The organism is uncultured Roseovarius sp., assembly GCF_947259555.1.
GTDB lineage: Bacteria > Pseudomonadota > Alphaproteobacteria > Rhodobacterales > Rhodobacteraceae > Roseovarius.
Window position 1 is genome coordinate 69870 of record NZ_CAMYMD010000012.1, and the last position, 25290, is coordinate 95159.

Genomic DNA, 25290 nt, shown 5'->3' on the forward strand with positions numbered 1-25290 from the left:
CTGCATGCTGGCCATGCAGGATTTGCACATCTCACCCGATCATGAGATCACCGGACAGGCCGAGCGTGAACCCCAGAACAGCCCCCAGGGCAGGTGACCATTTGCCCCCGTCATAAGAGCCGGGCGCGATATCCTGAAAGATCAGGTATAGAATACCACCCGCCGCGAACATCATGACGAACCCAAGCACAGCCGGCATGTCCGACAAAAAGACAAATCCGATCCCGGCACATGCCGGACCAAGCAGCGCAAGGCTGGCAAATAGCGCGACGATCCTTATGCCCCTGACCGCGCCATCCCGCACGATGTCGCGGAACGCGGCAAATCCCTCCGGCACATTCTGCAAGAAGATCAGCCCGGCAAGAAGGATCGCGCGCTCGGTCTCTGCCGCAAGGATCGCTCCGATTGCCAGCGCCTCTGGCAAATAGTCAAGCAGCATGGCCAAGAGCTGCGCACCCCGACCACCGCCTGACTCGAGCCGCCGATCAATAACATAAAACGTGGCTCCCCCGCCTGCAAAGGCGGCCAAGGCGACCGGCCCGGACAGGGCCTCACGGCCATGCGGCACAAGAACCAGGGCAATCGCGGCAAGAAGAGCACCGCCGCCAAATGCCATGATACCGTGTGTGACAGCACTCGGGAGTTGTCGGCACGTCGCGGATAACGCCAAGGCGGCACCGAGCGGCATGGCCGCGCCCGCCACAAGGGTCAGGAGCAGCGCGGACCAAATGTCACCCATTGCAATGCTCTACTCCATATCACACGTGCCGCTCGACCATCATCTTCTTGATCTCTGCAATCGCCTTGGCGGGGTTCAGGCCCTTGGGGCAGGTCTTTGTGCAGTTCATGATCGTGTGACACCGATAGAGCTTGAACGGGTCTTCCAGATCATCCAGCCGCTCGCCCGTCGCCTCGTCACGGCTGTCGATGATCCAGCGATAGGCATGCAGCAAGGCCGCCGGCCCGAGATACTTGTCGCCGTTCCACCAATAGGACGGGCAAGACGTAGAACAGCAGGCACACATCACGCATTCATAAAGCCCGTCGAGCTTTTCACGATCGTCGATCGACTGCTTCCACTCTTTCGCGGGCCGGTTGGTCTTGGTCTCCAGCCACGGCATGATGCTCTCATGCTGCGCGTAGAAATGCGTGAGGTCGGGAATGAGATCCTTGACCACCGGCATATGCGGCAGCGGGTAGATCTTCACGTCGCCCTTTACCTCGTCCATCCCGTAGATGCAGGCAAGCGTGTTGATCCCGTCGATATTCATCGCACAAGACCCGCAAATCCCCTCGCGGCATGACCGGCGAAAGGTCAGCGTCGGGTCGATCTTGTTCTTGATGTAAATGAGCGCATCCAGAACCATCGGCCCACAATCGTCGAGATCGACGAAATAGGTATCCACCCGCGGGTTCTGCCCATCTTCAGGAGACCAGCGATAGATCTGGAATTTGCGAATCGTACCACTGGTTTCAGGCTTGGGCCATGTCTTGCCCGTCGTCATCCGAGAGTTCTTGGGGAGTGTGAGTTGAACCATTTTCTACTCCTTTCAGCCGCCCAGCAGGGTCAGGCTATTAGCGGCGATGCATTGCACGGCCTCGGGGCGCTGTGCGATGCCGACAATCTCTTGTGCCACCTCGGGGGTCACCCCGGTGACACTCGCTCCGGCGATCCGGACAATCTCGCGGGCCGAGGCCGCGTCGATGATGCAATCCGTGACAGGCGCGGCATTCACAGCGGGAAACCGCTCGGCCACCACCGTGTTGACCACGCTCTTGGCCCGCTCTCGCGCGATAGTATCCGCCACCTGATTGGTCGCCTCGCAGGCCCCGAGGGCCAGCAGCGCGACAGTCGCCAGCAGCATCCGCATCAGAACGTCCGTTCCTTCGGGGCAATCTTCTTCAGGCTGATACCGCCCGCGTCCTCGGGCGTGATCGGGTCCTCGATGATCGGGCGATAGCTGAGGTCGACATCGGTCTCGCCGATCCGGGCGATGGTATGCACGCGCCACTTCTTGTCGTCGCGCTTGCTGAAATCCTCATGCGCATGCGCGCCCCGGCTCTCCTTGCGCGCCTCGGCACAAAAGATCGTAGCGAGCGCATTGGGCATGAGATTGGTCAGCTCCAGCGTTTCCATCAGATCACTGTTCCAGACGAGTGTGCGGTCGGTCACCTTGATGTCAGCCATCTTGGCCGCCACGCCCTTCATCTTTTCCACGCCCTCTGCCAGCGTCTTGGAGGTGCGGAACACAGCGGCATCGGCCTGCATGGTCCGCTGCATCTCTAGCCGCAGATCAGCAGTCGACACCGCACCATCGGCATGACGCAATCCATCGAAGCGGTCGAGAGCCTTGTCGACCTCCGGGACATTCGTGCCGGGCACGGCGGTCTCGGGGTCAACCACCTTGCCGGCCTTGATCGCCGCAGCACGGCCGAACACCACAAGGTCAATGAGCGAGTTCGAGCCCAGTCGGTTGGCACCATGCACCGAGGCACAGGCGGCCTCGCCCACGGCCATCAGCCCCGGCACCACGGCATGCGGGTCGTCCTTGGTGGGGTTGATCACCTCGCCCCAATAGTTGGTCGGCACGCCGCCCATGTTGTAATGCACCGTGGGCAGCACCGGAATCGGCTCTTTGGTGACATCCACCCCGGCAAAAATCTTGGCACTCTCGGAGATCCCCGGCAGGCGCAGGTTCAGCGCTTCGGGCGGCAGGTGCGACAGGTTGAGGTGGATGTGATCGCCCCCCGATCCCACACCGCGCCCTTCGCGGATTTCCATCGTCATGCAGCGGCTGACATAGTCGCGCGGGGCCAGATCCTTGTAGTTGGGCGCATAACGCTCCATAAACCGCTCGCCCTCGGAATTGGTGAGATACCCGCCCTCGCCGCGCGCACCCTCGGTAATGAGACAGCCCGCGCCGAAAATGCCCGTGGGGTGAAACTGCACGAATTCCATATCCTGAAGCGGCAGACCCGCACGCGCGACCATGCCACCACCATCGCCGGTGCAGGTATGCGCACTCGTGGCGCTGAAATACGCCCGGCCATAACCACCCGTCGCCAGCACTACCATCTTGGCGTTGAAGACATGCATCGTGCCATCGTCCAGCTTCCAGCAGACAACACCGGTGCAGGCGCCATCGGTCATGATCAGGTCAATGGCGAAATACTCGATGTAGAACTCGGCCTTTTCCTTGAGACTCTGACCATAGAGCGTGTGCAGGATCGCGTGGCCGGTGCGGTCAGCGGCGGCACAGGTGCGCTGCACCGGCGGGCCTTCGCCATATTCCGTCGTGTGCCCACCGAACGGGCGCTGATAGATCCGGCCCTCTTCGGTCCGCGAAAACGGCACGCCGTAATGCTCCAGCTCATAGACCGCCTTGGGGGCCTCACGCGCCAGATACTCCATCGCATCCGTGTCGCCCAGCCAGTCCGACCCCTTGACCGTGTCATACATATGCCACTGCCAGCTGTCGGGCCCCATGTTGCCAAGGCTCGCCGCGATGCCGCCCTGCGCCGCCACGGTATGCGAGCGGGTCGGGAACACCTTGGTCACGCAGGCGGTACGCAGCCCCTGTTCGGCCATGCCAAGCGTCGCGCGCAGCCCGGCCCCACCGGCCCCCACGACCACGACGTCGTAATCATGCGTCTCGTATTCATATGCAGCCATTTAATCAGTTCCTCACAGCGCGATCTTGGCGAGGGCGAAAAGCCCGGTGGCGATCATCCCGTAACTTAGAACGGTCACGCCGATAATCAGGGCCCGGCGCGTCATGCCATGGGCATAATCCTCAATCATCGTCTGCGCGCCGCCTGCATAATGTCGCAAGCCGAAAAAGATCACGAGGCCGGTGAGGATCGCCATGGCGGGATGCGAAAAGGCGTCGAGCACCTCGGCGCGGTCGCCACCTAGCGCGCGCCCGAAGGCCACCAGAAAGACGGGGGTGATGATCGCAAGGCCAACGCCCGACATCTTCATGTACCAGAAATGCTCGGTGCCGGTGCCAGCAGCGCCTTTGCCCTCGGCCCGTTTACGTGCAGTCAGATAACGCATCTTTCCCTCCTCAGACCAGAAACAGCGTGATGACGGTCAGAACGACCGAGCCGATGATGCAGCCCCAGCCCAGCTTTTCCGCCGTTGGAATGTCGAGGCCCTTGCCCGCATCGAAATAGAAATGCCGCAGCCCTGCGAGGTAGTGATACCAGATCGCCCAGAGCGACAGCGTCATCACCAGATCGCCGAACCACGATGTCAGCACGGCATTTGCCATCGCGAAATATGCGTCCGAGGTCGAGGCCGCGAGCAGCCACCACACGATCAGCAGCGCCGCCACAATCAGCGCGTTCCCGGTGATCCGCGTCAGGATCGACGTGATCGAGGTCAGCTGCGGGCGATAGATTTGCAGATGCGGCGATAGCGGGCGTTCTACCTGTTCGGTACGGGCCAGATCGGTTTCGGCCATGGTGAACCTCCTGTTGCAAATGGCGGCGGCGCAGGGGCCGGCTCAAGCTGACCCTGTTTTGAAACTTTTTCTCGGCGCTGTCACCTGTTGGAGGCCAGTTTTCCCTCAATCAGGGCAATTCGCCGCAAAAACTTTGTCTTTGTGATCACATCAATAATCGTGTGATCACAAAGAACGGCTGCGCGGAGCATTCCATTTGTGAACTCCGGGGCGAGTCTCTACTCAACGCGCAGGCAAGCCCGGCAACCGGGCACGATCTCGATGCAAATTTTGTGATCACAATATTGTGCGCTCAAAATAAAAGGGCCCGAACCGTCACCGGACCGGGCCCTTCAAACTTCAGCGGAACCGCTCAGTGCAGCTTTGCTTCAACCTCGGCAATACCGTTGTCGATCAGCGTATTGCCCTCGGCGGCGGTCATCTGCTTGGCGATCACGTCACGCGCGGCGGCCACGGCGACGTTCACGGCCTGATCGCGCACGTCACGGATGGCCCGCGCCTCGGCGCTCTTGATCTGGTCTTCTGCGGCTTGCAAACGGCGCGCGATCGAGGCCTTGATGTCATCCTTGGCCTCGGCGGCAGCCTGATTGGCCTCGTCCTTGGCCTGTGCGATGATCCGATCGGCCTGATCCTGCACGTCCTTCTGCTTGCGCTCATAGCTCGCCAGCAGGGTCTGTGCCTCCTCACGCAGCGCGCGCGCCTCGTCGAGTTCAGACTTGATGCCGTCTGCCCGCTCGTCCAGCTTCTTTCCGATCAGGCCCGGCACCTTCATGTAGGTCAGGAAGCCGACGAACAGCAAAAATGCCAGCAGCACCACGAAATCGGTGTTGCTCAACGAAAAGAACGGGCCAGAGGCTGCCAGCGCCGGGCTGGCAATCACGGATGCGGCGACGGTCAGGGTCAGCTTGCGCATGGCACTCATCCTTTCATCCGGGCGTTGATCGCAGCGGTGACACTGCGGCCATCGGCCTTGCCACCCATGGCCGAGACGATCTCGGCAGCCGTGTCCTTGGCCACCTCGCGCACGCTCTCCATGGCACTCTCCCGGATCTCCGCGAGCTTCTTTTCGCCCTCGGCGGTCCGTTCCGCGATCTCGGCATCGGCCTCTTCATTGGCGCGGTCGAGATCGGCTTTGATCTCGGCCTTGGTCTCGGCGATGATCTTCTGCGCCTCGGCACGGGCATCGGCCAGCGCCTTGTTATACGCCTCCTCGGCCTCGACCGCCTTGGCCTTGAGGTCCTCGGCGGCGGCAAGATCGTTGGTGATCGTCCCCTGACGCTCGGCCAGCACAGCCGCGATGCGCGGCAGCGCCACGCGCGACAGGATGAAGTAGATCACGACCAGTGACACCAACAGCCAGAAGATCTGGTTGGAGAATGTCGTGATATCGAGCTGAGGCAAGCCCGTTGCGGCCTCGGCCCCTTGCGTTTCGCTCGCCATGTCGTCCTCCCTCGGGAATGTTCCGGTTACACCGGAAAGCGGCGCATCGCCGCCCTCCGGCCGTAAGGATCAGATACCCGTAAGGCTCAGACGGCGAACATCAGCAGAAGCGCGATGAGGAACGAAAAGATCCCCAGGGCTTCGGCGAATGCGATGCCGATGAACAGCGTCGCGGTCTGACCGGCGGCAGCCGACGGATTGCGCAGCGCGCCCGCGAGGAAGTTGCCGGCCACGTGGCCCACACCGATCGCGGCAGCACCCGAACCGATGCCTGCGAGGCCTGCACCGATGAATTGACCCAGTTGTGCGATATCGCCTTCCATGAGATGTCTCCTTACGTTGGAATTGGCATTGCTAGGTTGGTCGTCAGGCGGGCGAACCCGCCGTCGTTTGGTTGTTCATAGGGTGGGGGATGCCCACCGCCACCCTCAGTGATGCGGATGCAGCGCGTCCTTGAGATACACACAGGTGAGGATGGTAAAGACATAGGCCTGGATGAAGGACACCAGCACTTCGAGCCCGTACATCGCCGAGACCGCGAGGATCGACAGCGGGGCGATCATCGCCACCTGGCTGAAGCCCGCGAACACCTTGATCACCGCGTGACCGGCCATCATGTTGCCCGCCAGACGAATGGAGTGGCTGACCGGGCGCACGAAATATGAAATCAGCTCGATGACCGCCAGAATGGGCCGCAACGCCAGCGGCGCGGAGCTGACCCAGAAAAGGCTCAGGAAGGCCGGGCCGTTTTTGACGAAACCGAGGATCGTCACCGTCAGGAACACCATCATCGCCATCACCGCCGTCACGGCGATATGGCTGGTGGTGGTGAACGCCATCGGCAAGAGCCCGAGGAAATTGGCGAAGACGATGAACATGAACAGTGTCATGATATAGGGAAAGAAGACCAGCGCTTCCTTGCCCGCCACATCCTCGACCATCTTGCGCACGAAATCATAGGCCAGTTCGGCCACCGACTGCATGCGCGACGGGATCGTGGCGCGCCCCGAGGTGCCCATGACCAACAGCGCAAAGATCGCCAGAATGGTCAGCGCCATCCAGAACGTCGCGTTGGTCAGGGTGAACATGCCCACTTCGCCGTCACCAAAGAGCGGCTTGACCAGAAACTGATCCATCGGGTGAAAAGCAAGCCCGCCTTCACCGGCCCCATGCGCTTCAGTCGCCATCCTTTTCCCTCTCTTCCGCGCCCGCCTTGGGCGTCATCGCGTCCTTTTGGATCTCCTCGGCGCTGCGCATCATCGTCTTGACGCCCGCCGCGAGGCCCAGAAATGTGAATATGACAAGGAATATCGGAATGGTGCCGAAAAGCTGATCCAACCCGTATCCCATGCCAAAGCCGATCAAGAGACCAGCCACCAGTTCAATCACCATCCGCCAGGCCAGCTGTGCCTGAGAATAATGCTCTTCCTGATGGGGCTTTGGCGCGCTCTTGCCCTTGAGCTTGGCGATCCTCGCGTCCAGCTCTGCCAGTCGCTCGCTCTGCTCGGGATCGGTCACGCAAGGCCCCCTTGGAATGTTGCGCCTTTGCTATGTCCAGAGCGCCAATGAGTCAAGCGCGTGTGGCGTCGCGATGAAATCAAGTTAAACACTTGTAATTAAAGAAAATTAAATCGTGAAACAGCAAAGCTGCCAATCTGCCCAACCGTCCCCGGGGCGCCCGGGGACGGTTGGGCATATTCAACCGCTTGGTTGAGCTTTAGCGGACAACAAAAACCGAGACCTTGGCATGCTGCGCGATATAGCCACCGTGCGAGCTGAAAATATGCTCCAGAATGCCCGGCACATGGCTCGCCATGATAACCAGATCGGTGCCGGTTTCATCAATCGCCTTCATCAGCGCAGACGTGGTTTCAACCTCGGGGTCATGGCTGATGATCGTCTCGGCCTCGACATTGACACCGTATTTATCCCGCAGTCTGTCGGCGAACTTTTTGACCGTCTCTGTGAACTCTCCCGCGTTATGACCCAGCTCATTGGGCAACTCGCCGCCCACACTGACAACCTTGATGGTCGCACCATGCCGCTTGGCAATGTCTCCGGCCACGTCGAGCGCCTTGTCGAGGGTGTCCTTGTGCACAAGGTCGACAGGAACCATGATTGTAGAGAACATGTTCTTTCCTTTCGCGTTTCCGTTTTTTGTCAGACGACCCTAAAGGGCCGGGACCGTCAACACCTTGTCACAGATCAAACCGGCTTGCCGACCCCTTTTCTTGAAAATCGAACGCGGTCGGCGCGCATATCCCGTTGACGCCGGGGCTCTGCTTGGGCTTATGAAAAGCATGAAAGCCGCCCCAACGCTCGATACCGTGTTCGCCGCCCTCGCCGATCCCACCCGGCGCCGGATCCTGTCGATGCTGCTCGAGGACGACATGGCAGTGACCGACGTCGCCGCCCCCTTCGAGATGAGCCTTGCCGCGATCTCCAAACATCTGGGCATCCTCACCCGCGCCGGCCTGATCAGCCAGGAACGCCGGGGCCGGGTGACATGGTGCAAACTTGAGCCGGATGCGCTGCGCGACGCCTCGATCTGGATGCAGGGCTTTGGCCAATTCGAGGCCGTCAATCTCGACGCGTTCGAACGCTTCCTGCACAGTGAGATCCCGGATGACACCTGACGCGCGGCACCTGCCCGCATCCGGCATAGACATGGTGCCGGGCGCGGTCCTTATGCCGATGACCCCGGACACCGGCATGGCGTGCGGTGCGCTTGGCCCGGATGGGGCGCCCTTGCCAGCCGCACGCACCCTCCTTTCGGGCAACCGGTTCACCCCCGACCCCGAGATGCCAAAAGACGCTCCGGCGCACCTGCCCGGTCGCTGGCTCTTTGCCGGGGTCGGGCGGCATCATTTCGGGCATTTCCTGCTCGAAGCCATCCCGCGCCTCTGGGCCCTCGATCACATTGCGCAGCCGGTGGACGGCATCGCGCTCATCCCGATGTACGGCCGCGATATCGCCGCCGTGCTGCGCCGTCGTCTCGGACCGCTGCTGGCGCTATTGGGCCAGAACCTGCCGGTACACTTGATCGACAGACCCACCCGTGTGGATATGCTTGTCCTGCCAAGCCAGGGCTTTGGCCATCTGCATTGGAGCCATGGCACCCCCGAGGCGCGGGCCTATATGCGCCGTCTGCTTTGCACCGACGCGCCGCCCGGCGGACCCGACAAGATCTACATCTCGCGCCGCCGCCTCAAAAGCCCCGCGCAACAGGTCCCGCATGAAAAGCAGATAGAGCGATGGATGTCGCAGGCGGGCTATGCTGTCCTGCACCCTGAGCGTCTGACCATAGCCGACCAGATTGACCACTACCGCGCCGCAACCACGATCGTCGGTCCCGACGGGTCTGCCTTTCATTTTGCACCATTCGTGATGCCAAGAGGCGCACGTGTCGGCCTGATCCAGCGCCGCACCCGGCAGGCGACCTTTGACGCCATCGCGCGCCAGATCGAAGGCTTTGCAGACGCGGATTTGATCACCACGTCAGCGATCGCCAGACTGGATAACGCGCCACAGGATCTCGACAGCGACAGCGCAATACCTCCTGAGCTGCGCCAATTGCGCGCCGATCTGAAGGCGGCTGGTTTCATCTGACAGGCGCGCTCTCGTCCTTGAGCAGCAAAAGCAGCGCAACAACCGTAAGTCCGACGCCCATCAATACCATGACCGGCGGCAATGGATGCCCGAGCGCTGCCTGCCAGATCGCAACCCATGTGGGTGTCAGATAGGTATACGCCATCACTTTGGCGCTCGGCAGATTGAGGCTGGCGAATTGCATCAACACGAATGTCATCGCCGTCGCAAAGACGGCGGTGTACAGGATCGTGACCCAGACGATTGGCGGCAGGCCCGCCCAGTCGGTCGCGCGGATATCGCCCCAACCCGCCACCGTCACCAGCAATGCCGCCCCGAGCATGGTGCCGAACGAGAAAACCACCGGCCGTTCACCACGATTGAGCATGCGAACCAACGGGATGTAGACCGCATGTGCTGCGCAGCCCCAAAGGTAGATCATCTCGCCGCGTCCGACCTCGAACGCCGTCAGAGCGCCCCAATCGGCGCGAAAGATCACCCAGAGCGCCCCCAGCGCACCGACCGCCAGCGCCAGCGCCATGCGCGACGTCGTGCGTTGACGCAAGAGAGCATAGCCCGCCAGTCCGGCCATGATTGGCGTAAGAGTGAAGACCGCCGCCGCAGAAACCGGCGGCGCCGTCTTGAGGCCCTCGAACATCAACAGGAAATATAGCCCCATTGCCCCGCCCAGCAGCAGGTAGCGCCAGGGCGCATGCCAGGTCTCACGTGGAATCCCCGTGCTCGTCATCGCGCCAACGCCCAATATGACCGCAGCCAGCACAAAGCGCGGCGCGTTCAGCGCCGCCGGCTCGACATGCTGCGCCGCCATCGAGCCAAGTGCAAAAGATCCGGCCACAAGCCCCGAAAAGCACAGCATCGCCAGATGTCCCTTGAGATCCGGCGTCATTGCGTCGGCCACATCTTGGACCGCTCCTTGAGAAAGCTGAGAAACGCCTGCACCTTGGTCGTGCGGTGCAGATCCATGTGAGTGACCAGCCACAGCGGCGCAGCCCATTCCGGCTTGGACTCCATCACCCGCACCAGCCCCGGCACCTCCGCCGCCTGCAACACCGAGGTAAACCCGATCCCCGCCCCCGCAAGGATCGCGTTGCGCTGCGCATGCACGTCGCCCGACCGAAAGACGATATTCTCACCCGGCACATTGTCCTGCAACCAGCGGTGAAACGGCGCGCGGGTCTTGGGGTCATCGGCCCCGATAAAGCGATGCTTCGGAAAATCTTCACAACCATTCGGGATACCGTAGCGGTCAACGTAGACGTCACTGGCATAAAGCGTGAATTGCTGCTCGAAAAACGGCTGTACCACGTTGTCGGGCTGATCGGGCACCGCGCCTGCCCGGATCGCCACATGCGCCTCGCCATATTCCAGCCGAAACAGACGGTCCCCGGTCAGGTAGCGCACCACCAGATCGGGATACCCCTGCTGAAACTCCGCCAGCACCGGGGCAAGCAGATGGCTCAAGCCCCCGATCGAGGTCACCACCAGCTCGCCCGACACGTCATTGCCGCGCCCCTTGATCCGGCCTGCCAGTTGATTGAATTGATCGTCGGTCGCCTGCGCCACGCGCAACAGGTCATCCCCGGCCTCGGTCGGCGTATAGCCCCGCGCATGCCGCTGAAACAGCTTCACCCCCAGCCGCTCCTCCAGCGCGTCGATATGGCGGATGACGGTGGCATGATGCACGCCCAGCACCTCCGCCGCCCCGCTCACCGTACCGACCCGCGCCACGTTATAGGCGGTCCGCACCTCGTCCCAATTGTCCATCACACCGATCACCCTGTCCGCTTGTTCTCTGGCCGCGCAACTATGCGGCGGCCTCACGACAGTTGCAATCATCCGAGCGGCGCGTATCCTCCGGCATCGCTGCTCCGGGACGCCCCCATGAAGATCACCCGCACCACCCCCGATCTGCTGATCGCCCAAGAGATACCGTGGTTCATCGCGGTGATGCTCTCGCTCGGGCTGCTCCTCTTCGTGGGTGTGGGCCTGCTGGTCAGTTCGCAAACCCTCATCGGTGCCTTCGTGATGGGCGGCATCGGCGGCGGCATGTGCTTTGCCGCGATCTGCATCTTCGTCGAACGGCTGCAAATCATCCTCGACGCACGGGCGGGCACCGCCACCCTGCGCGCCCGCACCATCCTGCGTAGCCGGGAAACGGTGTTTGCGCTGCAAGACCTCCTCGGTGCCACGGGCGAATCAACGCTGTCGGGCGGCACCACAAGCGATGATCCCGCCCGCGTCCGCCGCAAACTGCACCGCCCCTCGCTGGTCCTGTCCGACGGCGCGGGCGGCGAGGTGCTACACCCGATCACCGAGATCTACGACAGCAGTTCCACCTCGGGCACGGTCGTGCGCGCGATCAACGACTGGCTGACGCAACTGCGCTGCACCGATGCCGCCCCGCCCGCTTGACTCGCCCGCCCCGCGCGCGTAAACGCCACCCCAACACCCCGGAAGCCGCATGCTTCCGGTCCCGGGCGCGGTCCGGGATCGCCCCCCGTCAGCGCGTTGCGCCCACGGGGGCGTTTATCGTTTGAACCGTCGCCCCTATATCGGGTGACAGATGAGCAACCGGCGAAGGAGCCCGAGTGATGTTTGAAAATCTGTCCGAACGCCTCTCCGGCGTCCTCGACCGGCTGACCAAGCAGGGCGCGCTCTCCGAAGAGGATGTCAAGACCGCCCTGCGCGAGGTGCGTGTGGCGCTGCTGGAGGCCGACGTCTCGCTGCCCGTCGCCCGCGACTTCATCAAGAAGGTGGAAAAAGAGGCCACCGGTCAGGCGGTCACCAAATCGGTGACGCCGGGCCAGCAGGTCGTCAAGATCGTCCATGACGCCCTGATCGAGACGCTGCGCGGGACCGAAGACCCCGGCGCCCTCAAGATCGACAACCCGCCCGCGCCGATCCTGATGGTCGGCCTGCAGGGCTCGGGCAAGACCACCACCACCGCCAAGCTTGCCAAGCGCCTGAAAGAGCGTGACGGCAAGAAGGTGCTGATGGCGTCGCTCGACGTCAACCGCCCGGCGGCGATGGAACAGCTCGCGATCCTGGGCAACCAGATCGGCGTCGACACCCTGCCCATCGTCAAGGGCGAAGACCCGGTTGCCATCGCCAAACGCGCCAAGACGCAGGCCTCGCTTGGTGGCTATGACGTCTACATGCTCGATACCGCCGGTCGCCTGCACATCGACACCGACCTGATCGCGCAGGCCGCAGCGGTGCGCGATGTCGCCAACCCGCGCGAGACGCTGCTGGTCGTCGATGGCCTGACCGGCCAGGACGCCGTCAACGTTGCGACAGAGTTTGACGACAAGATCGGCGTCACCGGCGTCGTCCTCACCCGGATGGACGGCGACGGACGCGGCGGCGCGGCCCTCTCGATGCGCGCCGTTACCGGCAAGCCGATCCGCTTCGTCGGCTTGGGCGAAAAGATGGACGCCATCGAGACCTTCGAGCCCGAGCGCATAGCCGGCCGCATCCTCGGCATGGGCGACATCGTGGCGCTGGTAGAAAAGGCGCAGGAAACCATCGAGGCCGAACAGGCCGAACGCATGATGCGCCGCATGGCCAAAGGTCAGTTCAACATGAACGACCTGCGCAGTCAGCTTGAACAGATGCAAAAGATGGGCGGCATGGAGGGCGTCATGGGGATGATGCCCGGCATGGGCAAGATGGCCAAGCAGGTGCAGGAGTCAGGCTTTGACGACAAGATGATCCTGCGCCAGATCGCCCTCATCCAGTCGATGACCAAGAAAGAACGCGCCAACCCCGCCCTGTTGCAGGCCAGCCGCAAGAAGCGCATCGCCAAGGGCGCCGGGCAAGAGGTGTCCGACCTCAACAAGCTGCTGAAGATGCACCGCCAGATGGCCGACATGATGAAGAAGATGGGCAAGGGCAAAGGCGGCATGATGAAACAGGCCATGAAGGGCATGTTCGGCAAGGGCGGCGGCATGCCCGACATGAACGACCCCAAGGCAATGGAAGAGGCCGCCAAGGCCATGGGCGGCAAGCTGCCCGGTGGCTTGGGCGGCATGGGCGGCGGCGGCATGGGCCTGCCCCCCGGCCTCTCCGGCTTCGGCAAGAAGAAATAACGTCATGCTTTCAGCGTTCCCCAAATACTCAAATCCGACCACGCAACCGGCATGCCGCCGGGGAAAGGCGAGGCCATGACCCTCACCCAGGCCCCAGAACTCGAAACACCGCGCCTGATCCTGCGCGGACCGGAGCCGCAAGATATCGAGCCTATGATTGAATTTCTGCTCGATAAGGACCGCGCGGGCGGTTTCGGCGCGGCGGCCAATCGCGGCGAGGCATGGCGCTGGTTTGTGCTCAACGTCGGCCATTGGCATATCCATGGCTACGGGTACTTCACGATCGAAATGAAGGACACAGGCAAGACCGCCGGGATCACTGGCATCTGGAACCCCGAAGGCTGGCCCGAGCCCGAGCTGGGCTGGGTGGTCTTCGATGGCTTCGAGGGCAAGGGCATCGCCTACGAGGCGGCGGCCCGGGCCCGGCGCTATGCCTATGAAGACCTGAGTTTTGACACGCTGACGTCGAACATCGTACCGGGCAACAGCCGCTCCATCGCCCTGGCCGAACGCTTGGGAGCCTCGTTCGAGCGCGAATACGAAAACATCCATATGGGCCACGACCTGCTCTATCGTCATCCCGGGCCCGACACGACCCCGGACGGCGACGATGACGACGGCTCGGTCGAGGCTTACGCATGACCACCTACCCCGACATCCCGGTGATCGAGACCCGGCGCCTCGTGCTGCGCGGCCCCGAGGTGGGCGATTACCCGGATTTCAAGGCGACCTTCGCCTCCTACCGCTCACGTTTCATGGGCGGGCCGCTCAATGGCTACGAGGCGTGGATGCTCTACGCCGCCGAGATCGGCCATTGGGCGGTGCGCGGCTTCGGCATGTGGATGATCCACGACAAAGAGACGGACGAGACCTACGGCATGGCCGGCGGCTGGTTCCCCGCCAAATGGCCCGAGCGCGAGATCGCCTGGATCATCTGGCCCGACAAGGCGGGCAAGGGCTATGCGCTCGAAGCCACCCACGCCGTGCGCCGCCATTTCTACGAGCGCCAGGGCTGGGAGGCGGCGGTCAGCTATATCGACCCCAAGAACCTCGACAGCATCCGGCTGGCCGAGCGTCTCGGCTGCACCAAGGATCATGACGCCGCCACCATCGACGGCTCGGACGCAGTCTATCGCCACCCGGCGCCGTCGGCCGCCGCCTCGGGGCAGCTGCGCGACGGGATCGAGCTTGAGATTGATCATTATTGCGACCCGATGTTCAAGCCAAAGGGGATGCCCATTGACTGACATGAGCCTGACCCGCGCACCGACGCGATACCGACGGAATACCGACGTGATACAGCCCCGCATGTTCGCCGCCCGGGAGAACCGCCATGACCAGTGACGCCACCCGTGCCGCAGCCTTTCTGGCCGAGCACCGCGAGAGCATCGACCGCCTCGACGCGATCCTCGTCTTCACCCTGGCCGAGCGGTTCAAGCACACCCAGGCGGTGGGCAAGCTCAAGGCCGAACACGACCTTCCCCCGTCCGATCCGGCGCGCGAAGCCGCGCAGATCGAGCGGCTCGAAGACCTGGCGACCTCCGCCGACCTTGACCCGGAATTCGCCCGTGAATTCCTCAACTTCATCATCGCCGAGGTGATCAGGCATCACCAGAAGCATCAATCGTAGGGTGGGGCTCGACCCCACCAAACCCCCGCCATTAAAGGAGAATATCAAATGGCCATGAAAATCCGTCTCGCCCGTGCTGGCTCGAAAAAGCGCCCCTTCTATCGCATCGTGGCGACTGACAGCCGCATGCCGCGCGATGGCCGCTTCATCGAGAAGCTGGGCACCTACAACCCGCTCCTGCCCAAGGACAGCGAAGACCGCGTGAAGATGGACGTGGAGCGCATCCAGCACTGGCTGGCGCAGGGCGCACAGCCCACCGACCGCATCAGCCGCATGCTCGAGGCCGCAGGCGTGATCGCCAAGAAAGAGCGCGCCAACCTGAAAAAGGCCGTGCCGGGCAAAAAGGCGCAAGACCGCGCCGAAGAGAAAGCCTCCAAGGCCGCCGCCGCCGCCGAAGCAGCGAACGCGCCTGCCGAAGAGTAAGACAGGCAAGGCACTGGAATGTCAGAGTTTTCCCAAGACTTCCAGACCAAATTGCGCGATCTCATGCGGTGGCGGCGCGACGTGCGCCGCTTCCGCAGGGACGCCGTGGACGAGGCTGTGCTGCGGGACTGCCTCGACACGTTCCTGCTCTCTCCCTCCGTGGGGCTAAGCGAGCCATGGCGCGTGATCAGGGTGCAATCCCCCGGGGCGCGCGCCGCGGCACTCGCCAATTTCTCTACTGCCAACGCCCGCGCCCTGTCAGGCTACAGTGGCGACAAGGCACGTCTCTACAGCGGCTTGAAACTCTCTGGCATGCAAGAGGCACCGGTGCAGTTGGCGATCTACAGTGACGAGGGCACCGACAAGGGCGCGGGCCTTGGCGCCGGTACGATGCCTGAGATGCGGCGCTATTCCGTTGTAGGGGCGATCACCCATTTCTGGCTCGCCGCGCGTGCGCAGGGTCTCGGTGTGGGCTGGGTCTCGATTTTGGACGCGGATCAATTGTCGCGTGACTTGGATGTGCCAGATGACTGGGCTCTGGTCGCGTATCTCTGCGTTGGCTGGCCCGAGGACGACAGCGACACGCCGGAACTGGAGCAAGCGGGATGGGAAACCCGCCGCGCCAGCCTGCCGACAGAGGTGCGCTGAGCATGCCAAGCAAGAGATTGCAAAACTATGACCGTCAGCCGATCATGAGGCACCGCAATAACCCGGAGATCATCGCATGAGCGACAGCGATCGTATTTGCGTCGGTGCAATTGGCGGTGCCTTTGGCGTGAAGGGCGAAGTGCGGCTCAAGAGCTTTACCGCCACGCCCGAGGACATCGCAAGCTATAGCCCGCTCGCCTCCGAGGATGGCACACGCCGGTTCGACATCACCCTCACCGGGCAGACAAAGAACGGCTTTACCGCCCGGCTTTCGGGTGTGACCAGCAAAGAAGCCGCCGACGCGCTACGGGGCACTCGCCTCCATGCGGAGCGGTCGCAACTGCCCAACCTGCCGGACGATGAGTTTTACCATGCCGATCTCATCGGACTCTCGGTCTTTGACACCGGCGGTACGTTCTTGGGACAGGTGCGGGCGGTGCTCAATCATGGTGCGACAGACCTGCTGGAAATCCATGGGCCCGACCTCAAGTCAACCGTCCTTTTGCCGTTCACCCTTGAGGCCGTTCCGACGGTAGATCTCACCGCAGGCCGCATCATCGCCGATCCGCCAGAGGGGCTGATATGAACAGCACTCCCCGCTCGCACGGGCGCAAGTCGATCCGCGCCACACATGAGCCCCGCGAGTTACTAACACCGACGCCAGAGCTGGCAGGCGTGTGGACCGCCCGCGTGATCACCCTTCTGCCACAAGCCTTCCCCGGCATCCTTGGCGAGAGCCTGACCGGGCGCGCGCTGCAAAATGGTCTTTGGGCGCTAGAACAAGTCGATCTGCGGGGATTTGGCGAAGGCCGCCATCGCAATGTCGATGACACCCCCGCAGGCGGCGGTGCCGGAATGGTCCTGCGTGCCGATGTGATGGGCCGGGCGATCGACGAGGCCATGACAGGCACGCCCCCCGGTTGGCCCCTGATCTATCTCAGCCCGCGCGGACGGCGCTTTGATCAGGCAATGGCGCGGCGTTTGTCAGAGGGGCCGGGCGTCACGCTCATTTGCGGCCGCTTTGAAGGGTTGGACGAACGGGTGATCGAACATTACGGGATCGAAGAGGTCTCGTTGGGCGACTTTGTCATGACCGGGGGCGAAATTGCCGCGCAGGCCATGATAGACGCGACTGTTCGGCTGCTCCCCGGTGTTCTGGGCAATGCCGAAAGCGTCGAGGACGAGAGCCATTCGAATGGCCTTTTGGAGCATCCCCAATACACCCGGCCTGCCGAGTGGAAAGGTCGTCCAATCCCCGAGATATTGACCTCTGGCGACCATGCACGGGTGGCGACATGGCGCCGCCAGATGTCCGAGCACCTGACCAAGGAACGCCGCCCGGACTTGTGGAGCCGGCACCTTCACGCCCAGCCTGACAAGGCTTGATCCGCCTTTCGTTTGCTTCTATAGACCGTCAGGTCTGGATTCGCTTGCGTGGGTCCGGACCTGTTCGATATTGGCAGCACATTTCCGTCTGACTTTCTTCGGTCATCCGCGGCGGTGCCATCAAACAGATCAAATAGAATGACGACCTGACCTCTGGCGGGCGCAAGGCGAACCCGGAAGAAGACCGAGAGCTCTGAGGACGCGAGACATCTTTGCGGAACAAACCGCAAGTAAATCAGGAGTGAAGCGATGGATATTATCGCTCAGTTGGAGGCCGAACAGATCGCCTCGCTCGGGAAGGAAATTCCCGATTTCAAGGCCGGCGACACGATCCGCGTTGGCTATAAAGTGACCGAAGGCACCCGCACCCGCGTGCAGAACTTTGAAGGCGTCTGCATCAGCCGCAAGAATGGTCATGGCATTGCCGGATCGTTCACGGTGCGCAAGATCTCGTTTGGCGAAGGCGTCGAACGTATGTTCCCGCTCTATTCGACAAATATCGAAAAGATCGAGGTCGTGCGCCGTGGCCGTGTGCGCCGCGCCAAGCTCTACTATCTGCGCTCGCGCCGTGGCAAATCGGCCCGCATCGCGGAGGACACCCATTACAAGCCCCTCAAGGGCAAGTCTGCGTAAGGACTGGCACGATGAAAAAAGACATCCACCCCGATTATCACCTCATCGACGTCAAACTGACCGACGGAACCGTCGTGCAGATGCGCTCCACCTATGGGGCGGAGGGCGACACGCTCTCGCTCGATATCGATCCTTCGGTTCACCCGGCCTGGACCGGCGGTAACTCGCGCCTGATGGACGCGGGCGGCCGTGTGTCGAAGTTCAAGAACAAGTATGCCGGTCTCGGCTTCTAAAGCCGCTTGCCGCACAGCTAAAGAAAACGCCGCCTCTCGGGGCGGCGTTTTTCGTTGCCAAGCGTTTTAGACGGTTTCAGCTTTGGACAGCGACGCTCAGACCCGTTTGGATCTCCGCCGCTCCATCATCCGTCCTCGAAGCTTACGGGCATGTCCATGCCGTGCGCCTTGAGCAACGCGTAGCGGCGGGCCGTCTTGAGGTCCTCGGCCACCATCTCGGCACACATCTCCTGCGCTGTGATTTGCGGCACCCAGCCCAGTTTGGCCTTGGCCTTGGACGAATCGCCCAACAGCGCCGCGACCTCGGCAGGGCGGAAATAGCGCGGGTCGATCCGCAGAATGACATCGCCGGGCCTGATCGCCGGGGCCTTGTCACCGCTGACGGCCTCGACCACCGCGATTTCATTCATCCCCTCGCCGGAAAAGCTCAACTCGATCCCCAATTCCTGCGCGCTCCACAGGATGAACTCACGCACACTGTACTGCCTGCCGCTGGCGATCACGAAATCTTCGGGCGTGTCCTGTTGCAGCATCATCCACTGCATGCGCACGTAATCCTTGGCATGTCCCCAATCGCGAAGACTGTCGATATTGCCCATATAGAGACAATTTTCCTGACCCTGCGCGATATTGGCAAGGCCGCGGGTGATCTTGCGCGTCACAAAGGTCTCGCCGCGTCGCGGGCTTTCATGATTGAAGAGAATGCCGTTGCAGGCGTAGAGGCCATAGGCCTCACGGTAATTGACCGTTATCCAATACGCATACATCTTGGCCACCGCATAGGGTGAGCGCGGGTGAAACGGTGTTGTCTCGCTTTGCGGCGTTTCCTGAACAAGCCCGAACAGCTCTGATGTGGAGGCCTGATAGAACCGCGTCTTTTCTTCAAGCCTGAGAAAGCGGATCGCCTCGAGCAGACGCAAAGCGCCCATGGCATCCACCTCAGCGGTGTATTCCGGGGCCTCGAAGCTCACTGCGACATGGCTCTGCGCGCCAAGATTGTAGACCTCATCGGGCTGCACCTCGCTCAGAACGCGCGTGAGATTTGAGCTGTCGCTCAGATCACCGTAATGCAGTTTGAAGTTCTGGTTGGTGACATGCGGATCTTGATAGATATGGTCGACACGTTGGGTATTGAACAGCGAAGCCCGGCGCTTGATCCCATGCACCTCGTAGCCTTTTTCAAGCAGGAACTCCGCCAGATAAGACCCGTCCTGGCCCGTAACACCGGTGATGAGGGCTTTCTTCATGAATTGCTCCCGATGTAGCCTCGCCCGAATATGCATCTACGCTCGCATGTCGTAGTCGAGTAGTGGATTTTCTGCAAGCGAGCCAAGGGATCAGGAGAGCACGAGGGGCCGCACGTCCGGCCCCCCGCGCGGGTGTTTACTGCACCTCACCCGTCGGGCGGGGTGTCTTCAGCGTCTCAGCCGGCAGCACCGGGTAAACAACTTCGGGCATCTTGCCGGTCAGCGCACCGAGGAAGGCGACGATCTGATCGGTCTCCTGATCGTTGATCTCGGTGCCGAGTTGCGAGGTGCCCATGATCTGCACCGCGACCTTGAGATCCCAGACCTTGCCGGAGTGGAAATAGGGCGCGGTCTGGTCGATATTGCGCAAAGGCGCGGCGCGGAACACGTAGGAATCATCCGCCGTCTCGGTCACCGCAAAGCGGCCCCGGTCATCGGGTGGCAGCACGTCGGCCCCCGGTTTCTCGATCAGGCCGAAGGGATAATAGCCGTTGCCGCCGAGGTTGACGCCGTTGTGGCAAGCCGAACAGCCCTTTTCCATGAACAGTTCCAGCCCGGCCACCTGCTCGTCCGAGAGCGCGCCATCGTCGCCGTTGAGCCATGCATCGAACGGCGCAGGGGTGATCAGCGTGGCCTCATAGGCCTCGATCGCCTTGGCGAAGTTGTCGAAGCTGACCGGGGCCGCCTCTTGGGGGAAGGACGCCTCGAACCACTCCACGTATTGCGGCATGGAATTGAGCGTGTTGACCACGTTATCAGGCGTGTTGGCCATCTCGACACCGGCCTGTACCGGGCCCTTTGCCTGTTCGGCAAGGTCGGCGGCGCGGCCATCCCAGAACTGCGCATCGTTGAACACGGCATTGAGCACGGTGGGCGAGTTGCGCGGGCCTTTTTGCCAGGCATGGCCGATCGAGGTTTCCATGTTGTCGTCACCGCCGGTGGCGAGGTTGTGGCACGAGTTGCAGGAAAACACGCCCGATGCGGACATGCGCGGATCAAAGAACAGCGCCTTGCCGAGATCAATCTTTTCGTCGGTGATGACATTGTCATTGAGCGCCGGGATGGTCGAGGGCAGCGGCGCAAACATGTCTTGCGCACGCTCGCGCAGGTCTGATGCGGCGGCCCCCTGAGCGAACGCCAGTGCGGAAACTGTGCCGAGAATGAATTTGCGGGGAAGTGTCACGGAGTTGCTCCTTGCAAGATGAACAGTCGCGCGTTCAGAATTATTCTAAAATTGCGGAGCGACAGGCACCTTGATCAGGATCAACGGATGTCGAAAACTCGAAGTTCGATGGATGAACCTTGTCCAAACATAATGCGTTTCAAAACGTCATTTGAAAGACATGTTCTCGAAGGCATCGGGACAAAAGTGTAAAATTCGCGCGGTAATTAAAGTAATGGCTATCGCCCCCACATCACTGGACCTCCAAAGCACAAACGATTACTCCTTTTCTTGCAGACGTTGATGACGCAAGGAACACGAGAGAATGTCCACTATATATTTGCATATGGGATCTCAAAAAGCTGGCTCTACTACTTTGCAAGCTTCTTTCTTTGCCGGGCGTCAGGCGCTTTTTGAACGCGGCATCCATTACATCGGTCGCGATAATTATTACGAGGGCTTATACCCCGCATTCCAAGAACGTCCCGAGACATACTCTGGTTACGTCAAACGCAATCTGTCTCTCGAAGAAATAAGGAAGGAAAATCAGTACACCAAGATGGTTCTGACCAAATCTCTCAAAGCTGCTGTTTCACAAGGCGCAGAGTCCATCATTCTATCGACTGAAAACCTGAACAAAATGCAGCCAACGGAGATGGAACGGCTCCGCGCCTATCTCAATCAGTTCGGTGACGTTAAAGCCGTCTACATCTACCGGAATCTTACTTCTTGGTGGGCGTCTTTTTCAGGGCACGGAGCCCGGGTTGGGCGGCATGGACCGATTTCATATCGTGAAGCTCTCGGGACGGTTTACGACAGCCCTCAGAACATTATTGACGTTTTCGGACGTGAGAACACGATTTTCCTCAAGTTCGAAAACGCCGTGAAAGAGGGTATCTGCAACGCGTTTCTCAAGAGCATCGGAGCGCCAAGCGCAGACGACATCGGGATCGACGAAATCTATGCAAACGAAGGCCTAACAGAAACGGCCGTTGAGGCAATGTTTCTCTACAACTCGTTTAATCCGGTGGGTTCAGGCACGCGCACCAGCCACGCGATTAAAACGCTCACCTCACTTCCGGGCCCTAAATATCGCCTGCCAGGAATGACACCCACGGAGCTGGAAGATTATCGCGAACGGTTCAAGGAAATCGAAGGGACGATCGGCTTGAAAGTCGAATCGCCAGATGAGGTTCCCACCTATGAGACGCCGCCTCCCCGATCCGTGCGCCTTGATGCCTTGTCGGCTCTTGTCGAGGATTATGGTGAAACTTCCTTTGCTTTGACGAAAGCTAAAAAGCAAAGACTTGAGTTGAAAGAAGAGATCGAGACGCAAGCTTCGGAAATCGCTGAGTTACGGAGCAGGTCAAAAGCGCTCGAGGCGCAGATGAAGAAAATTCAGCTCAACAACTCGAAGCTTGAGACCGCTCTCAGTGCCGCCGCGAGCAAGGCAGAAATGCTGTCTGTCAGCCTAAAGGATGCCAAAGCAAAGGCTTCCGCAATATCTCGTGCGAAATTGGCTTCCGAGAAAAAGCTTCGTGATGCGATCGAAGCCCGTAAGAAATTCAAGGCAATGTCTGTCGCGCTGTCCAAAGCGAAAGAATCAAGTGAGGTTGAACTGAGCCGCGCAGTCAAGAATTCGTTCGAGACCAAGGAGCAGATAGACAATGCAGTTTCAAATCTTGAGTTCCTGATTGATCAATCGCGCTCATTATCAGAAGCCGCGCTCTCTTTCTCTGATCAGCTTAGCCAAGCCGAAACTCTGAACACCGCTGGCGTGGCGAGTGGTGAGCAATGCACCCAAATTCTTAGCGAAGCCAACGAGAAATCTTCTGATCTTTACAAGTCCGCATGTACGCTGGAGCGGCAACTTCTCGTGTTGCGCGACACCTTGAGTGGGGGCCACATCACGATTTCTCAAATGCGCGAGCAGCTTGAGGCGCTTAAAGTAAGTAATGAAGAACTTTCGATGGAGCGGCTCGAAACCGAGGCCAAACGCAAAGCTGAGCGCCACATACAGAAAATAGCGATGAGAAAGAAAGAGAGCGCTGCTGATACAGAAGTAGACGAAACCTCATCTCCACCCGAAGATGAAGATAAGTGATACGCTTGGGTCTCAGTTGGAGTATTTTTGCCTTCAACTGAATTTAAGTTTTGGTAGTCTTGACCTTTTGGTCCAGACGCGGCAAGGGCAAGCAACGAAGGGTGGCTTGCGCCCCCGTTATCACATTTCGTGTGTGCAAAAGACGGTAACTCCAACAAAGCTTTGAGATAAACACTCTGACATGAAAAATCTTGCCCCCATCCCCGAACTCTACGTCTCTTACGAGAGCGCTCAGAAACTCAAGGTCGAGGCTGGCAATCTCACCAGCTGGGATCTGAGCCCGCGTCAGATCTGCGATCTGGAACTGTTGATGAACGGTGGCTTCAACCCGCTCAAAGGGTTCATGAGCGAGGCGGATTACGATGGCGTGGTCGAGACCATGCGCCTCGCAGATGGCACGCTCTGGCCGATGCCGGTCACGCTGGACGTCAGCGAAAAATTTGCCGAAGGTATCGAGATCGGGCAGGATATCGCGCTGCGTGATCAGGAGGGCGTGATCCTCGGGACGATGACCGTGACCGACCGCTGGACACCGGACAAGGCGCGCGAGGCGGCGCATGTGTTCGGGGCCGATGACAGCGCGCATCCGGCGGTGAACTATTTGCACCATACGGCCGGCAAGGTCTATCTGGGCGGGCCGGTGACCGGCATTCAGCAGCCGGTGCACTACGATTTTCGCGGCCGCCGCGATACGCCCAACGAGCTGCGCGCCCTCTTTCGCAAACTGGGCTGGCGGCGTGTCGTGGCGTTCCAGACCCGCAACCCGCTGCACCGCGCGCATCAGGAACTGACCTTTCGCGCCGCCAAGGAGGCGCAGGCCAACCTGCTGATTCATCCCGTCGTCGGCATGACCAAGCCGGGCGATGTCGATCACTTCACCCGCGTGCGGTGTTACGAGGCGGTTCTGGACAAGTACCCCGGCTCGACCACCACGATGAGCCTGCTCAATCTGGCGATGCGCATGGCGGGCCCGCGCGAGGCGGTCTGGCATGGTCTGATTCGCAAGAACCACGGCTGCACGCATTTCATCGTCGGGCGCGATCACGCGGGCCCTGGCAAGAACTCGGCGGGCGAGGATTTCTACGGGCCGTATGAGGCGCAGGATCTGTTCCGCGAGTATCAGGACGAGATCGGCATCGAGATGGTCGATTTCAAACACATGGTCTATGTTCAGGAGCGTGCACAATACGAGGCGATCGACGAAATCGAGGACAAGGATGATGTGACCATCCTCAACATCTCGGGCACCGAATTGCGCCGCCGCTTGCAGGAAGGGCTGGAGATCCCCGACTGGTTCTCGTTCAACGAGGTGGTGACGGAGTTGCGCCGGACCAAACCGCCGCGCTCGCAGCAGGGCTTTACCGTGTTCTTCACCGGGTTCTCGGGGTCGGGTAAATCCACGATTGCCAACGCGCTGATGGTCAAGCTGATGGAAATGGGCGGGCGTCCCGTGACCTTGCTCGACGGGGATATCGTGCGCAAGAACCTCAGCTCTGAATTGGGGTTCTCCAAGGAGCACCGCGACCTCAACATTCGCCGGATCGGCTATGTGGCGAGCGAGATCACCAAGAATGGCGGCATCGCCATCTGTGCACCGATTGCGCCTTATTCCGCCACGCGACGCGCGGTGCGCGAGGATATCGAGGAGTTCGGGGCCTTCATCGAAGTGCATGTGGCGACCAGCATCGAGGAATGCGAACGCCGCGACCGCAAGGGTCTCTATAAGCTGGCGCGCGAGGGCAAGATCAAGGAATTCACCGGGATTTCAGACCCCTATGATGTGCCCGCCGATCCCGAGCTGCGCGTCGAGACCGAGAATGTCGATGTCGACAACTGCGCCCATCAGGTCATTCTGAAGCTGGAGTCGATGGGCCTGATCGCGGGCTGATCGCAGGGGGCTCGACTGGCCACACCAGATTTTGAGGGCTGCTCCTTTGGGGGCGGCCCTTTTACGTCAGAGGCTTTCTCGTACTGCCTCGGCCGCGCGACGATACAAGTCCGCATAACCGGCCGCGACCGGGCGCACCGCCTTGAGTGCAGGCTGTCGCGCAATGAAATCCGCCTCGGACATATTTGCCAGCGCGTGTTGCATATCTGTAACCGGTGCGCCGCGCCCACACTTACGTCATAGCGCCTGATCTGCGATCCAGAGGCTTCTTTGATTTGTGGGGAGTTTCTCGATGGGAGCTACAAGGGAGTTTCTGGCAGAGTTGCCGCGGCG

31 protein-coding genes are annotated in these 25290 nt (G+C 61.0%); 15 read left to right on the forward strand and 16 right to left on the reverse strand.

The features are described 5' to 3' along the window. Positions 1-31: 31 nt before the first annotated feature. From Q0X85_RS01950 to Q0X85_RS02005, 12 genes are all read right to left on the reverse strand, one after another. Positions 32-739 (reverse strand): divalent cation transporter, encoded by a 708-nt coding sequence (locus Q0X85_RS01950; RefSeq protein ID WP_297768263.1) that lies wholly within the window; start codon positions 737-739, stop codon positions 32-34. Between the two features lie 19 nt (positions 740-758). Further along, complete coding sequence (locus Q0X85_RS01955) at positions 759-1538, reverse strand: succinate dehydrogenase iron-sulfur subunit (protein WP_297768265.1); 780 nt, start codon at positions 1536-1538, stop codon at positions 759-761. A gap of 12 nt (positions 1539-1550) precedes the next feature. Beyond that, positions 1551-1871, reverse strand: coding sequence for a succinate dehydrogenase (locus Q0X85_RS01960; protein ID WP_297768268.1), 321 nt, complete (start codon positions 1869-1871; stop codon positions 1551-1553). After that, positions 1871-3673 carry a succinate dehydrogenase flavoprotein subunit gene (gene sdhA, locus Q0X85_RS01965; protein WP_297768271.1) on the reverse strand — a complete coding sequence of 601 codons (1803 nt, stop codon included), beginning with the start codon at positions 3671-3673 and terminating at the stop codon, positions 1871-1873. Before sdhA ends, Q0X85_RS01960 begins: the two co-directional genes overlap by 1 nt. Positions 3674-3685: 12 nt before the next feature. Beyond that, positions 3686-4057, reverse strand: coding sequence for a succinate dehydrogenase, hydrophobic membrane anchor protein (gene sdhD, locus Q0X85_RS01970; protein WP_297768274.1), 372 nt, complete (start codon positions 4055-4057; stop codon positions 3686-3688). A 10-nt stretch (positions 4058-4067) separates the two neighbouring features. Then, complete coding sequence (gene sdhC, locus Q0X85_RS01975) at positions 4068-4466, reverse strand: succinate dehydrogenase, cytochrome b556 subunit (RefSeq protein WP_297768277.1); 399 nt, start codon at positions 4464-4466, stop codon at positions 4068-4070. Positions 4467-4818: 352 nt separating this feature from the next. Beyond that, the gene (locus Q0X85_RS01980) at positions 4819-5379 is read right to left on the reverse strand and encodes a F0F1 ATP synthase subunit B (RefSeq protein ID WP_297768280.1); all 561 of its coding nucleotides are present in this window, start codon (positions 5377-5379) and stop codon (positions 4819-4821) included. A 5-nt stretch (positions 5380-5384) separates the two neighbouring features. Next, the gene (locus Q0X85_RS01985) at positions 5385-5906 is read right to left on the reverse strand and encodes a F0F1 ATP synthase subunit B' (protein ID WP_297768282.1); all 522 of its coding nucleotides are present in this window, start codon (positions 5904-5906) and stop codon (positions 5385-5387) included. 86 nt (positions 5907-5992) lie between these two features. Continuing rightward, a complete protein-coding gene (locus Q0X85_RS01990) occupies positions 5993-6229 on the reverse strand; it encodes a F0F1 ATP synthase subunit C (protein WP_009816528.1) in 237 nt (78 codons plus the stop codon). 105 nt (positions 6230-6334) lie between these two features. After that, on the reverse strand, positions 6335-7093 hold the full coding sequence (locus Q0X85_RS01995) for a F0F1 ATP synthase subunit A (RefSeq protein ID WP_297768287.1): 759 nt from the start codon (positions 7091-7093) through the stop codon (positions 6335-6337). Continuing rightward, complete coding sequence (locus Q0X85_RS02000) at positions 7083-7424, reverse strand: AtpZ/AtpI family protein (RefSeq protein WP_297768290.1); 342 nt, start codon at positions 7422-7424, stop codon at positions 7083-7085. Before Q0X85_RS02000 ends, Q0X85_RS01995 begins: the two co-directional genes overlap by 11 nt. 199 nt (positions 7425-7623) lie before the next feature. After that, complete coding sequence (locus Q0X85_RS02005; protein WP_297768292.1) at positions 7624-8037, reverse strand: universal stress protein; 414 nt, start codon at positions 8035-8037, stop codon at positions 7624-7626. 169 nt (positions 8038-8206) lie between these two features. Here Q0X85_RS02005 and Q0X85_RS02010 point away from each other — a divergent pair, with 169 nt between their 5' ends. Both Q0X85_RS02010 and Q0X85_RS02015 read left to right on the forward strand, forming a co-directional pair. Then, positions 8207-8542, forward strand: a complete 336-nt coding sequence (locus tag Q0X85_RS02010) for a metalloregulator ArsR/SmtB family transcription factor (protein WP_297768295.1) — start codon at positions 8207-8209, stop codon at positions 8540-8542. Then, entirely contained in the window at positions 8532-9515 is a 984-nt protein-coding gene (locus tag Q0X85_RS02015) for a glycosyltransferase 61 family protein (RefSeq protein WP_297768297.1), read from the forward strand. The genes Q0X85_RS02010 and Q0X85_RS02015 overlap by 11 nt, the downstream gene beginning before the upstream one ends. On the opposite strand, the gene Q0X85_RS02020 is transcribed toward Q0X85_RS02015, so the two are convergent. Both Q0X85_RS02020 and Q0X85_RS02025 read right to left on the reverse strand, forming a co-directional pair. Beyond that, positions 9508-10401 carry a DMT family transporter gene (locus Q0X85_RS02020; RefSeq protein WP_297768346.1) on the reverse strand — a complete coding sequence of 298 codons (894 nt, stop codon included), beginning with the start codon at positions 10399-10401 and terminating at the stop codon, positions 9508-9510. The genes Q0X85_RS02015 and Q0X85_RS02020 overlap by 8 nt on opposite strands. Next, positions 10398-11279 carry a LysR family transcriptional regulator gene (locus Q0X85_RS02025; RefSeq protein WP_297768300.1) on the reverse strand — a complete coding sequence of 294 codons (882 nt, stop codon included), beginning with the start codon at positions 11277-11279 and terminating at the stop codon, positions 10398-10400. The genes Q0X85_RS02020 and Q0X85_RS02025 overlap by 4 nt, the downstream gene beginning before the upstream one ends. A 117-nt stretch (positions 11280-11396) precedes the next feature. On the opposite strand from Q0X85_RS02025, the gene Q0X85_RS02030 reads away from it, so the two are divergent. The 11 genes from Q0X85_RS02030 (at position 11397) to rpmE (ending at position 18556) form a co-directional block, all read left to right on the forward strand. Continuing rightward, positions 11397-11927 carry a hypothetical protein gene (locus tag Q0X85_RS02030; protein WP_297768302.1) on the forward strand — a complete coding sequence of 177 codons (531 nt, stop codon included), beginning with the start codon at positions 11397-11399 and terminating at the stop codon, positions 11925-11927. Positions 11928-12106: 179 nt separating this feature from the next. Continuing rightward, positions 12107-13603 (forward strand): signal recognition particle protein, encoded by a 1497-nt coding sequence (gene ffh / locus Q0X85_RS02035; RefSeq protein WP_297768305.1) that lies wholly within the window; start codon positions 12107-12109, stop codon positions 13601-13603. Positions 13604-13678: 75 nt separating this feature from the next. After that, entirely contained in the window at positions 13679-14245 is a 567-nt protein-coding gene (locus tag Q0X85_RS02040; protein WP_297768309.1) for a GNAT family N-acetyltransferase, read from the forward strand. After that, positions 14242-14850 carry a GNAT family N-acetyltransferase gene (locus tag Q0X85_RS02045; RefSeq protein ID WP_297768313.1) on the forward strand — a complete coding sequence of 203 codons (609 nt, stop codon included), beginning with the start codon at positions 14242-14244 and terminating at the stop codon, positions 14848-14850. The genes Q0X85_RS02040 and Q0X85_RS02045 overlap by 4 nt, the downstream gene beginning before the upstream one ends. Before the next feature lie 86 nt (positions 14851-14936). Next, positions 14937-15233, forward strand: coding sequence for a chorismate mutase (locus tag Q0X85_RS02050; RefSeq protein WP_297768315.1), 297 nt, complete (start codon positions 14937-14939; stop codon positions 15231-15233). A gap of 48 nt (positions 15234-15281) precedes the next feature. After that, on the forward strand, positions 15282-15656 hold the full coding sequence (rpsP, locus tag Q0X85_RS02055) for a 30S ribosomal protein S16 (protein ID WP_297768318.1): 375 nt from the start codon (positions 15282-15284) through the stop codon (positions 15654-15656). An 18-nt stretch (positions 15657-15674) separates the two neighbouring features. Beyond that, entirely contained in the window at positions 15675-16304 is a 630-nt protein-coding gene (gene bluB / locus Q0X85_RS02060; RefSeq protein ID WP_297768320.1) for a 5,6-dimethylbenzimidazole synthase, read from the forward strand. A gap of 76 nt (positions 16305-16380) precedes the next feature. Continuing rightward, positions 16381-16890, forward strand: coding sequence for a ribosome maturation factor RimM (gene rimM / locus Q0X85_RS02065; protein WP_297768322.1), 510 nt, complete (start codon positions 16381-16383; stop codon positions 16888-16890). Further along, complete coding sequence (trmD, locus tag Q0X85_RS02070; RefSeq protein WP_297768325.1) at positions 16887-17690, forward strand: tRNA (guanosine(37)-N1)-methyltransferase TrmD; 804 nt, start codon at positions 16887-16889, stop codon at positions 17688-17690. The genes rimM and trmD overlap by 4 nt, the downstream gene beginning before the upstream one ends. A gap of 249 nt (positions 17691-17939) precedes the next feature. Next, on the forward strand, positions 17940-18323 hold the full coding sequence (gene rplS, locus Q0X85_RS02075; protein ID WP_297768327.1) for a 50S ribosomal protein L19: 384 nt from the start codon (positions 17940-17942) through the stop codon (positions 18321-18323). 11 nt (positions 18324-18334) lie between these two features. After that, the gene (gene rpmE / locus Q0X85_RS02080; RefSeq protein ID WP_297768330.1) at positions 18335-18556 is read left to right on the forward strand and encodes a 50S ribosomal protein L31; all 222 of its coding nucleotides are present in this window, start codon (positions 18335-18337) and stop codon (positions 18554-18556) included. Positions 18557-18681: 125 nt separating this feature from the next. Here rpmE and gmd read toward each other — a convergent pair whose 3' ends face one another. Then, entirely contained in the window at positions 18682-19803 is a 1122-nt protein-coding gene (gene gmd / locus Q0X85_RS02085) for a GDP-mannose 4,6-dehydratase (protein ID WP_297768333.1), read from the reverse strand. A gap of 136 nt (positions 19804-19939) precedes the next feature. Beyond that, complete coding sequence (locus Q0X85_RS02090) at positions 19940-20890, reverse strand: cytochrome-c peroxidase (protein ID WP_297768348.1); 951 nt, start codon at positions 20888-20890, stop codon at positions 19940-19942. Between the two features lie 400 nt (positions 20891-21290). Here Q0X85_RS02090 and Q0X85_RS02095 point away from each other — a divergent pair, with 400 nt between their 5' ends. Both Q0X85_RS02095 and Q0X85_RS02100 read left to right on the forward strand, forming a co-directional pair. Next, positions 21291-23069 (forward strand): hypothetical protein, encoded by a 1779-nt coding sequence (locus Q0X85_RS02095; RefSeq protein WP_297768336.1) that lies wholly within the window; start codon positions 21291-21293, stop codon positions 23067-23069. Between the two features lie 181 nt (positions 23070-23250). Next, positions 23251-24957 (forward strand): bifunctional sulfate adenylyltransferase/adenylylsulfate kinase, encoded by a 1707-nt coding sequence (locus Q0X85_RS02100; RefSeq protein ID WP_297768339.1) that lies wholly within the window; start codon positions 23251-23253, stop codon positions 24955-24957. Positions 24958-25290 lie beyond the last annotated feature (333 nt).

Bases quoted from the DNA above. Each gene is read 5' to 3' on its own strand.
- Q0X85_RS02090 (WP_297768348.1), bottom strand. From the start codon at position 20,890: ATGTTTGCGCCGCTGCCCTCGACCATCCCGGCGCTCAATGACAATGTC.
- Q0X85_RS01995 (WP_297768287.1), bottom strand. From the start codon at position 7,093: ATGGCGACTGAAGCGCATGGGGCCGGTGAAGGCGGGCTTGCTTTTCAC.
- Q0X85_RS02045 (WP_297768313.1), top strand. From the start codon at position 14,242: ATGACCACCTACCCCGACATCCCGGTGATCGAGACCCGGCGCCTCGTG.
- rpmE (WP_297768330.1), top strand. From the start codon at position 18,335: ATGAAAAAAGACATCCACCCCGATTATCACCTCATCGACGTCAAACTG.
- Q0X85_RS02050 (WP_297768315.1), top strand. From the start codon at position 14,937: ATGACCAGTGACGCCACCCGTGCCGCAGCCTTTCTGGCCGAGCACCGC.
- rimM (WP_297768322.1), top strand. From the start codon at position 16,381: ATGAGCGACAGCGATCGTATTTGCGTCGGTGCAATTGGCGGTGCCTTT.
- sdhC (WP_297768277.1), bottom strand. From the start codon at position 4,466: ATGGCCGAAACCGATCTGGCCCGTACCGAACAGGTAGAACGCCCGCTA.
- sdhA (WP_297768271.1), bottom strand. From the start codon at position 3,673: ATGGCTGCATATGAATACGAGACGCATGATTACGACGTCGTGGTCGTG.
- rpsP (WP_297768318.1), top strand. From the start codon at position 15,282: ATGGCCATGAAAATCCGTCTCGCCCGTGCTGGCTCGAAAAAGCGCCCC.
- Q0X85_RS02040 (WP_297768309.1), top strand. From the start codon at position 13,679: ATGACCCTCACCCAGGCCCCAGAACTCGAAACACCGCGCCTGATCCTG.
- Q0X85_RS01955 (WP_297768265.1), bottom strand. From the start codon at position 1,538: ATGGTTCAACTCACACTCCCCAAGAACTCTCGGATGACGACGGGCAAG.
- Q0X85_RS01960 (WP_297768268.1), bottom strand. From the start codon at position 1,871: ATGCGGATGCTGCTGGCGACTGTCGCGCTGCTGGCCCTCGGGGCCTGC.
- rplS (WP_297768327.1), top strand. From the start codon at position 17,940: ATGGATATTATCGCTCAGTTGGAGGCCGAACAGATCGCCTCGCTCGGG.
- sdhD (WP_297768274.1), bottom strand. From the start codon at position 4,057: ATGCGTTATCTGACTGCACGTAAACGGGCCGAGGGCAAAGGCGCTGCT.
- Q0X85_RS02005 (WP_297768292.1), bottom strand. From the start codon at position 8,037: ATGTTCTCTACAATCATGGTTCCTGTCGACCTTGTGCACAAGGACACC.
- ffh (WP_297768305.1), top strand. From the start codon at position 12,107: ATGTTTGAAAATCTGTCCGAACGCCTCTCCGGCGTCCTCGACCGGCTG.
- Q0X85_RS01985 (WP_297768282.1), bottom strand. From the start codon at position 5,906: ATGGCGAGCGAAACGCAAGGGGCCGAGGCCGCAACGGGCTTGCCTCAG.
- Q0X85_RS02100 (WP_297768339.1), top strand. From the start codon at position 23,251: ATGAAAAATCTTGCCCCCATCCCCGAACTCTACGTCTCTTACGAGAGC.
- Q0X85_RS01980 (WP_297768280.1), bottom strand. From the start codon at position 5,379: ATGCGCAAGCTGACCCTGACCGTCGCCGCATCCGTGATTGCCAGCCCG.
- Q0X85_RS02015 (WP_297768297.1), top strand. From the start codon at position 8,532: ATGACACCTGACGCGCGGCACCTGCCCGCATCCGGCATAGACATGGTG.
- Q0X85_RS02025 (WP_297768300.1), bottom strand. From the start codon at position 11,279: ATGGACAATTGGGACGAGGTGCGGACCGCCTATAACGTGGCGCGGGTC.
- Q0X85_RS01950 (WP_297768263.1), bottom strand. From the start codon at position 739: ATGGGTGACATTTGGTCCGCGCTGCTCCTGACCCTTGTGGCGGGCGCG.
- gmd (WP_297768333.1), bottom strand. From the start codon at position 19,803: ATGAAGAAAGCCCTCATCACCGGTGTTACGGGCCAGGACGGGTCTTAT.
- Q0X85_RS02095 (WP_297768336.1), top strand. From the start codon at position 21,291: ATGTCCACTATATATTTGCATATGGGATCTCAAAAAGCTGGCTCTACT.
- Q0X85_RS02010 (WP_297768295.1), top strand. From the start codon at position 8,207: ATGAAAGCCGCCCCAACGCTCGATACCGTGTTCGCCGCCCTCGCCGAT.
- Q0X85_RS01990 (WP_009816528.1), bottom strand. From the start codon at position 6,229: ATGGAAGGCGATATCGCACAACTGGGTCAATTCATCGGTGCAGGCCTC.
- Q0X85_RS02020 (WP_297768346.1), bottom strand. From the start codon at position 10,401: ATGACGCCGGATCTCAAGGGACATCTGGCGATGCTGTGCTTTTCGGGG.
- trmD (WP_297768325.1), top strand. From the start codon at position 16,887: ATGAACAGCACTCCCCGCTCGCACGGGCGCAAGTCGATCCGCGCCACA.
- bluB (WP_297768320.1), top strand. From the start codon at position 15,675: ATGTCAGAGTTTTCCCAAGACTTCCAGACCAAATTGCGCGATCTCATG.
- Q0X85_RS02030 (WP_297768302.1), top strand. From the start codon at position 11,397: ATGAAGATCACCCGCACCACCCCCGATCTGCTGATCGCCCAAGAGATA.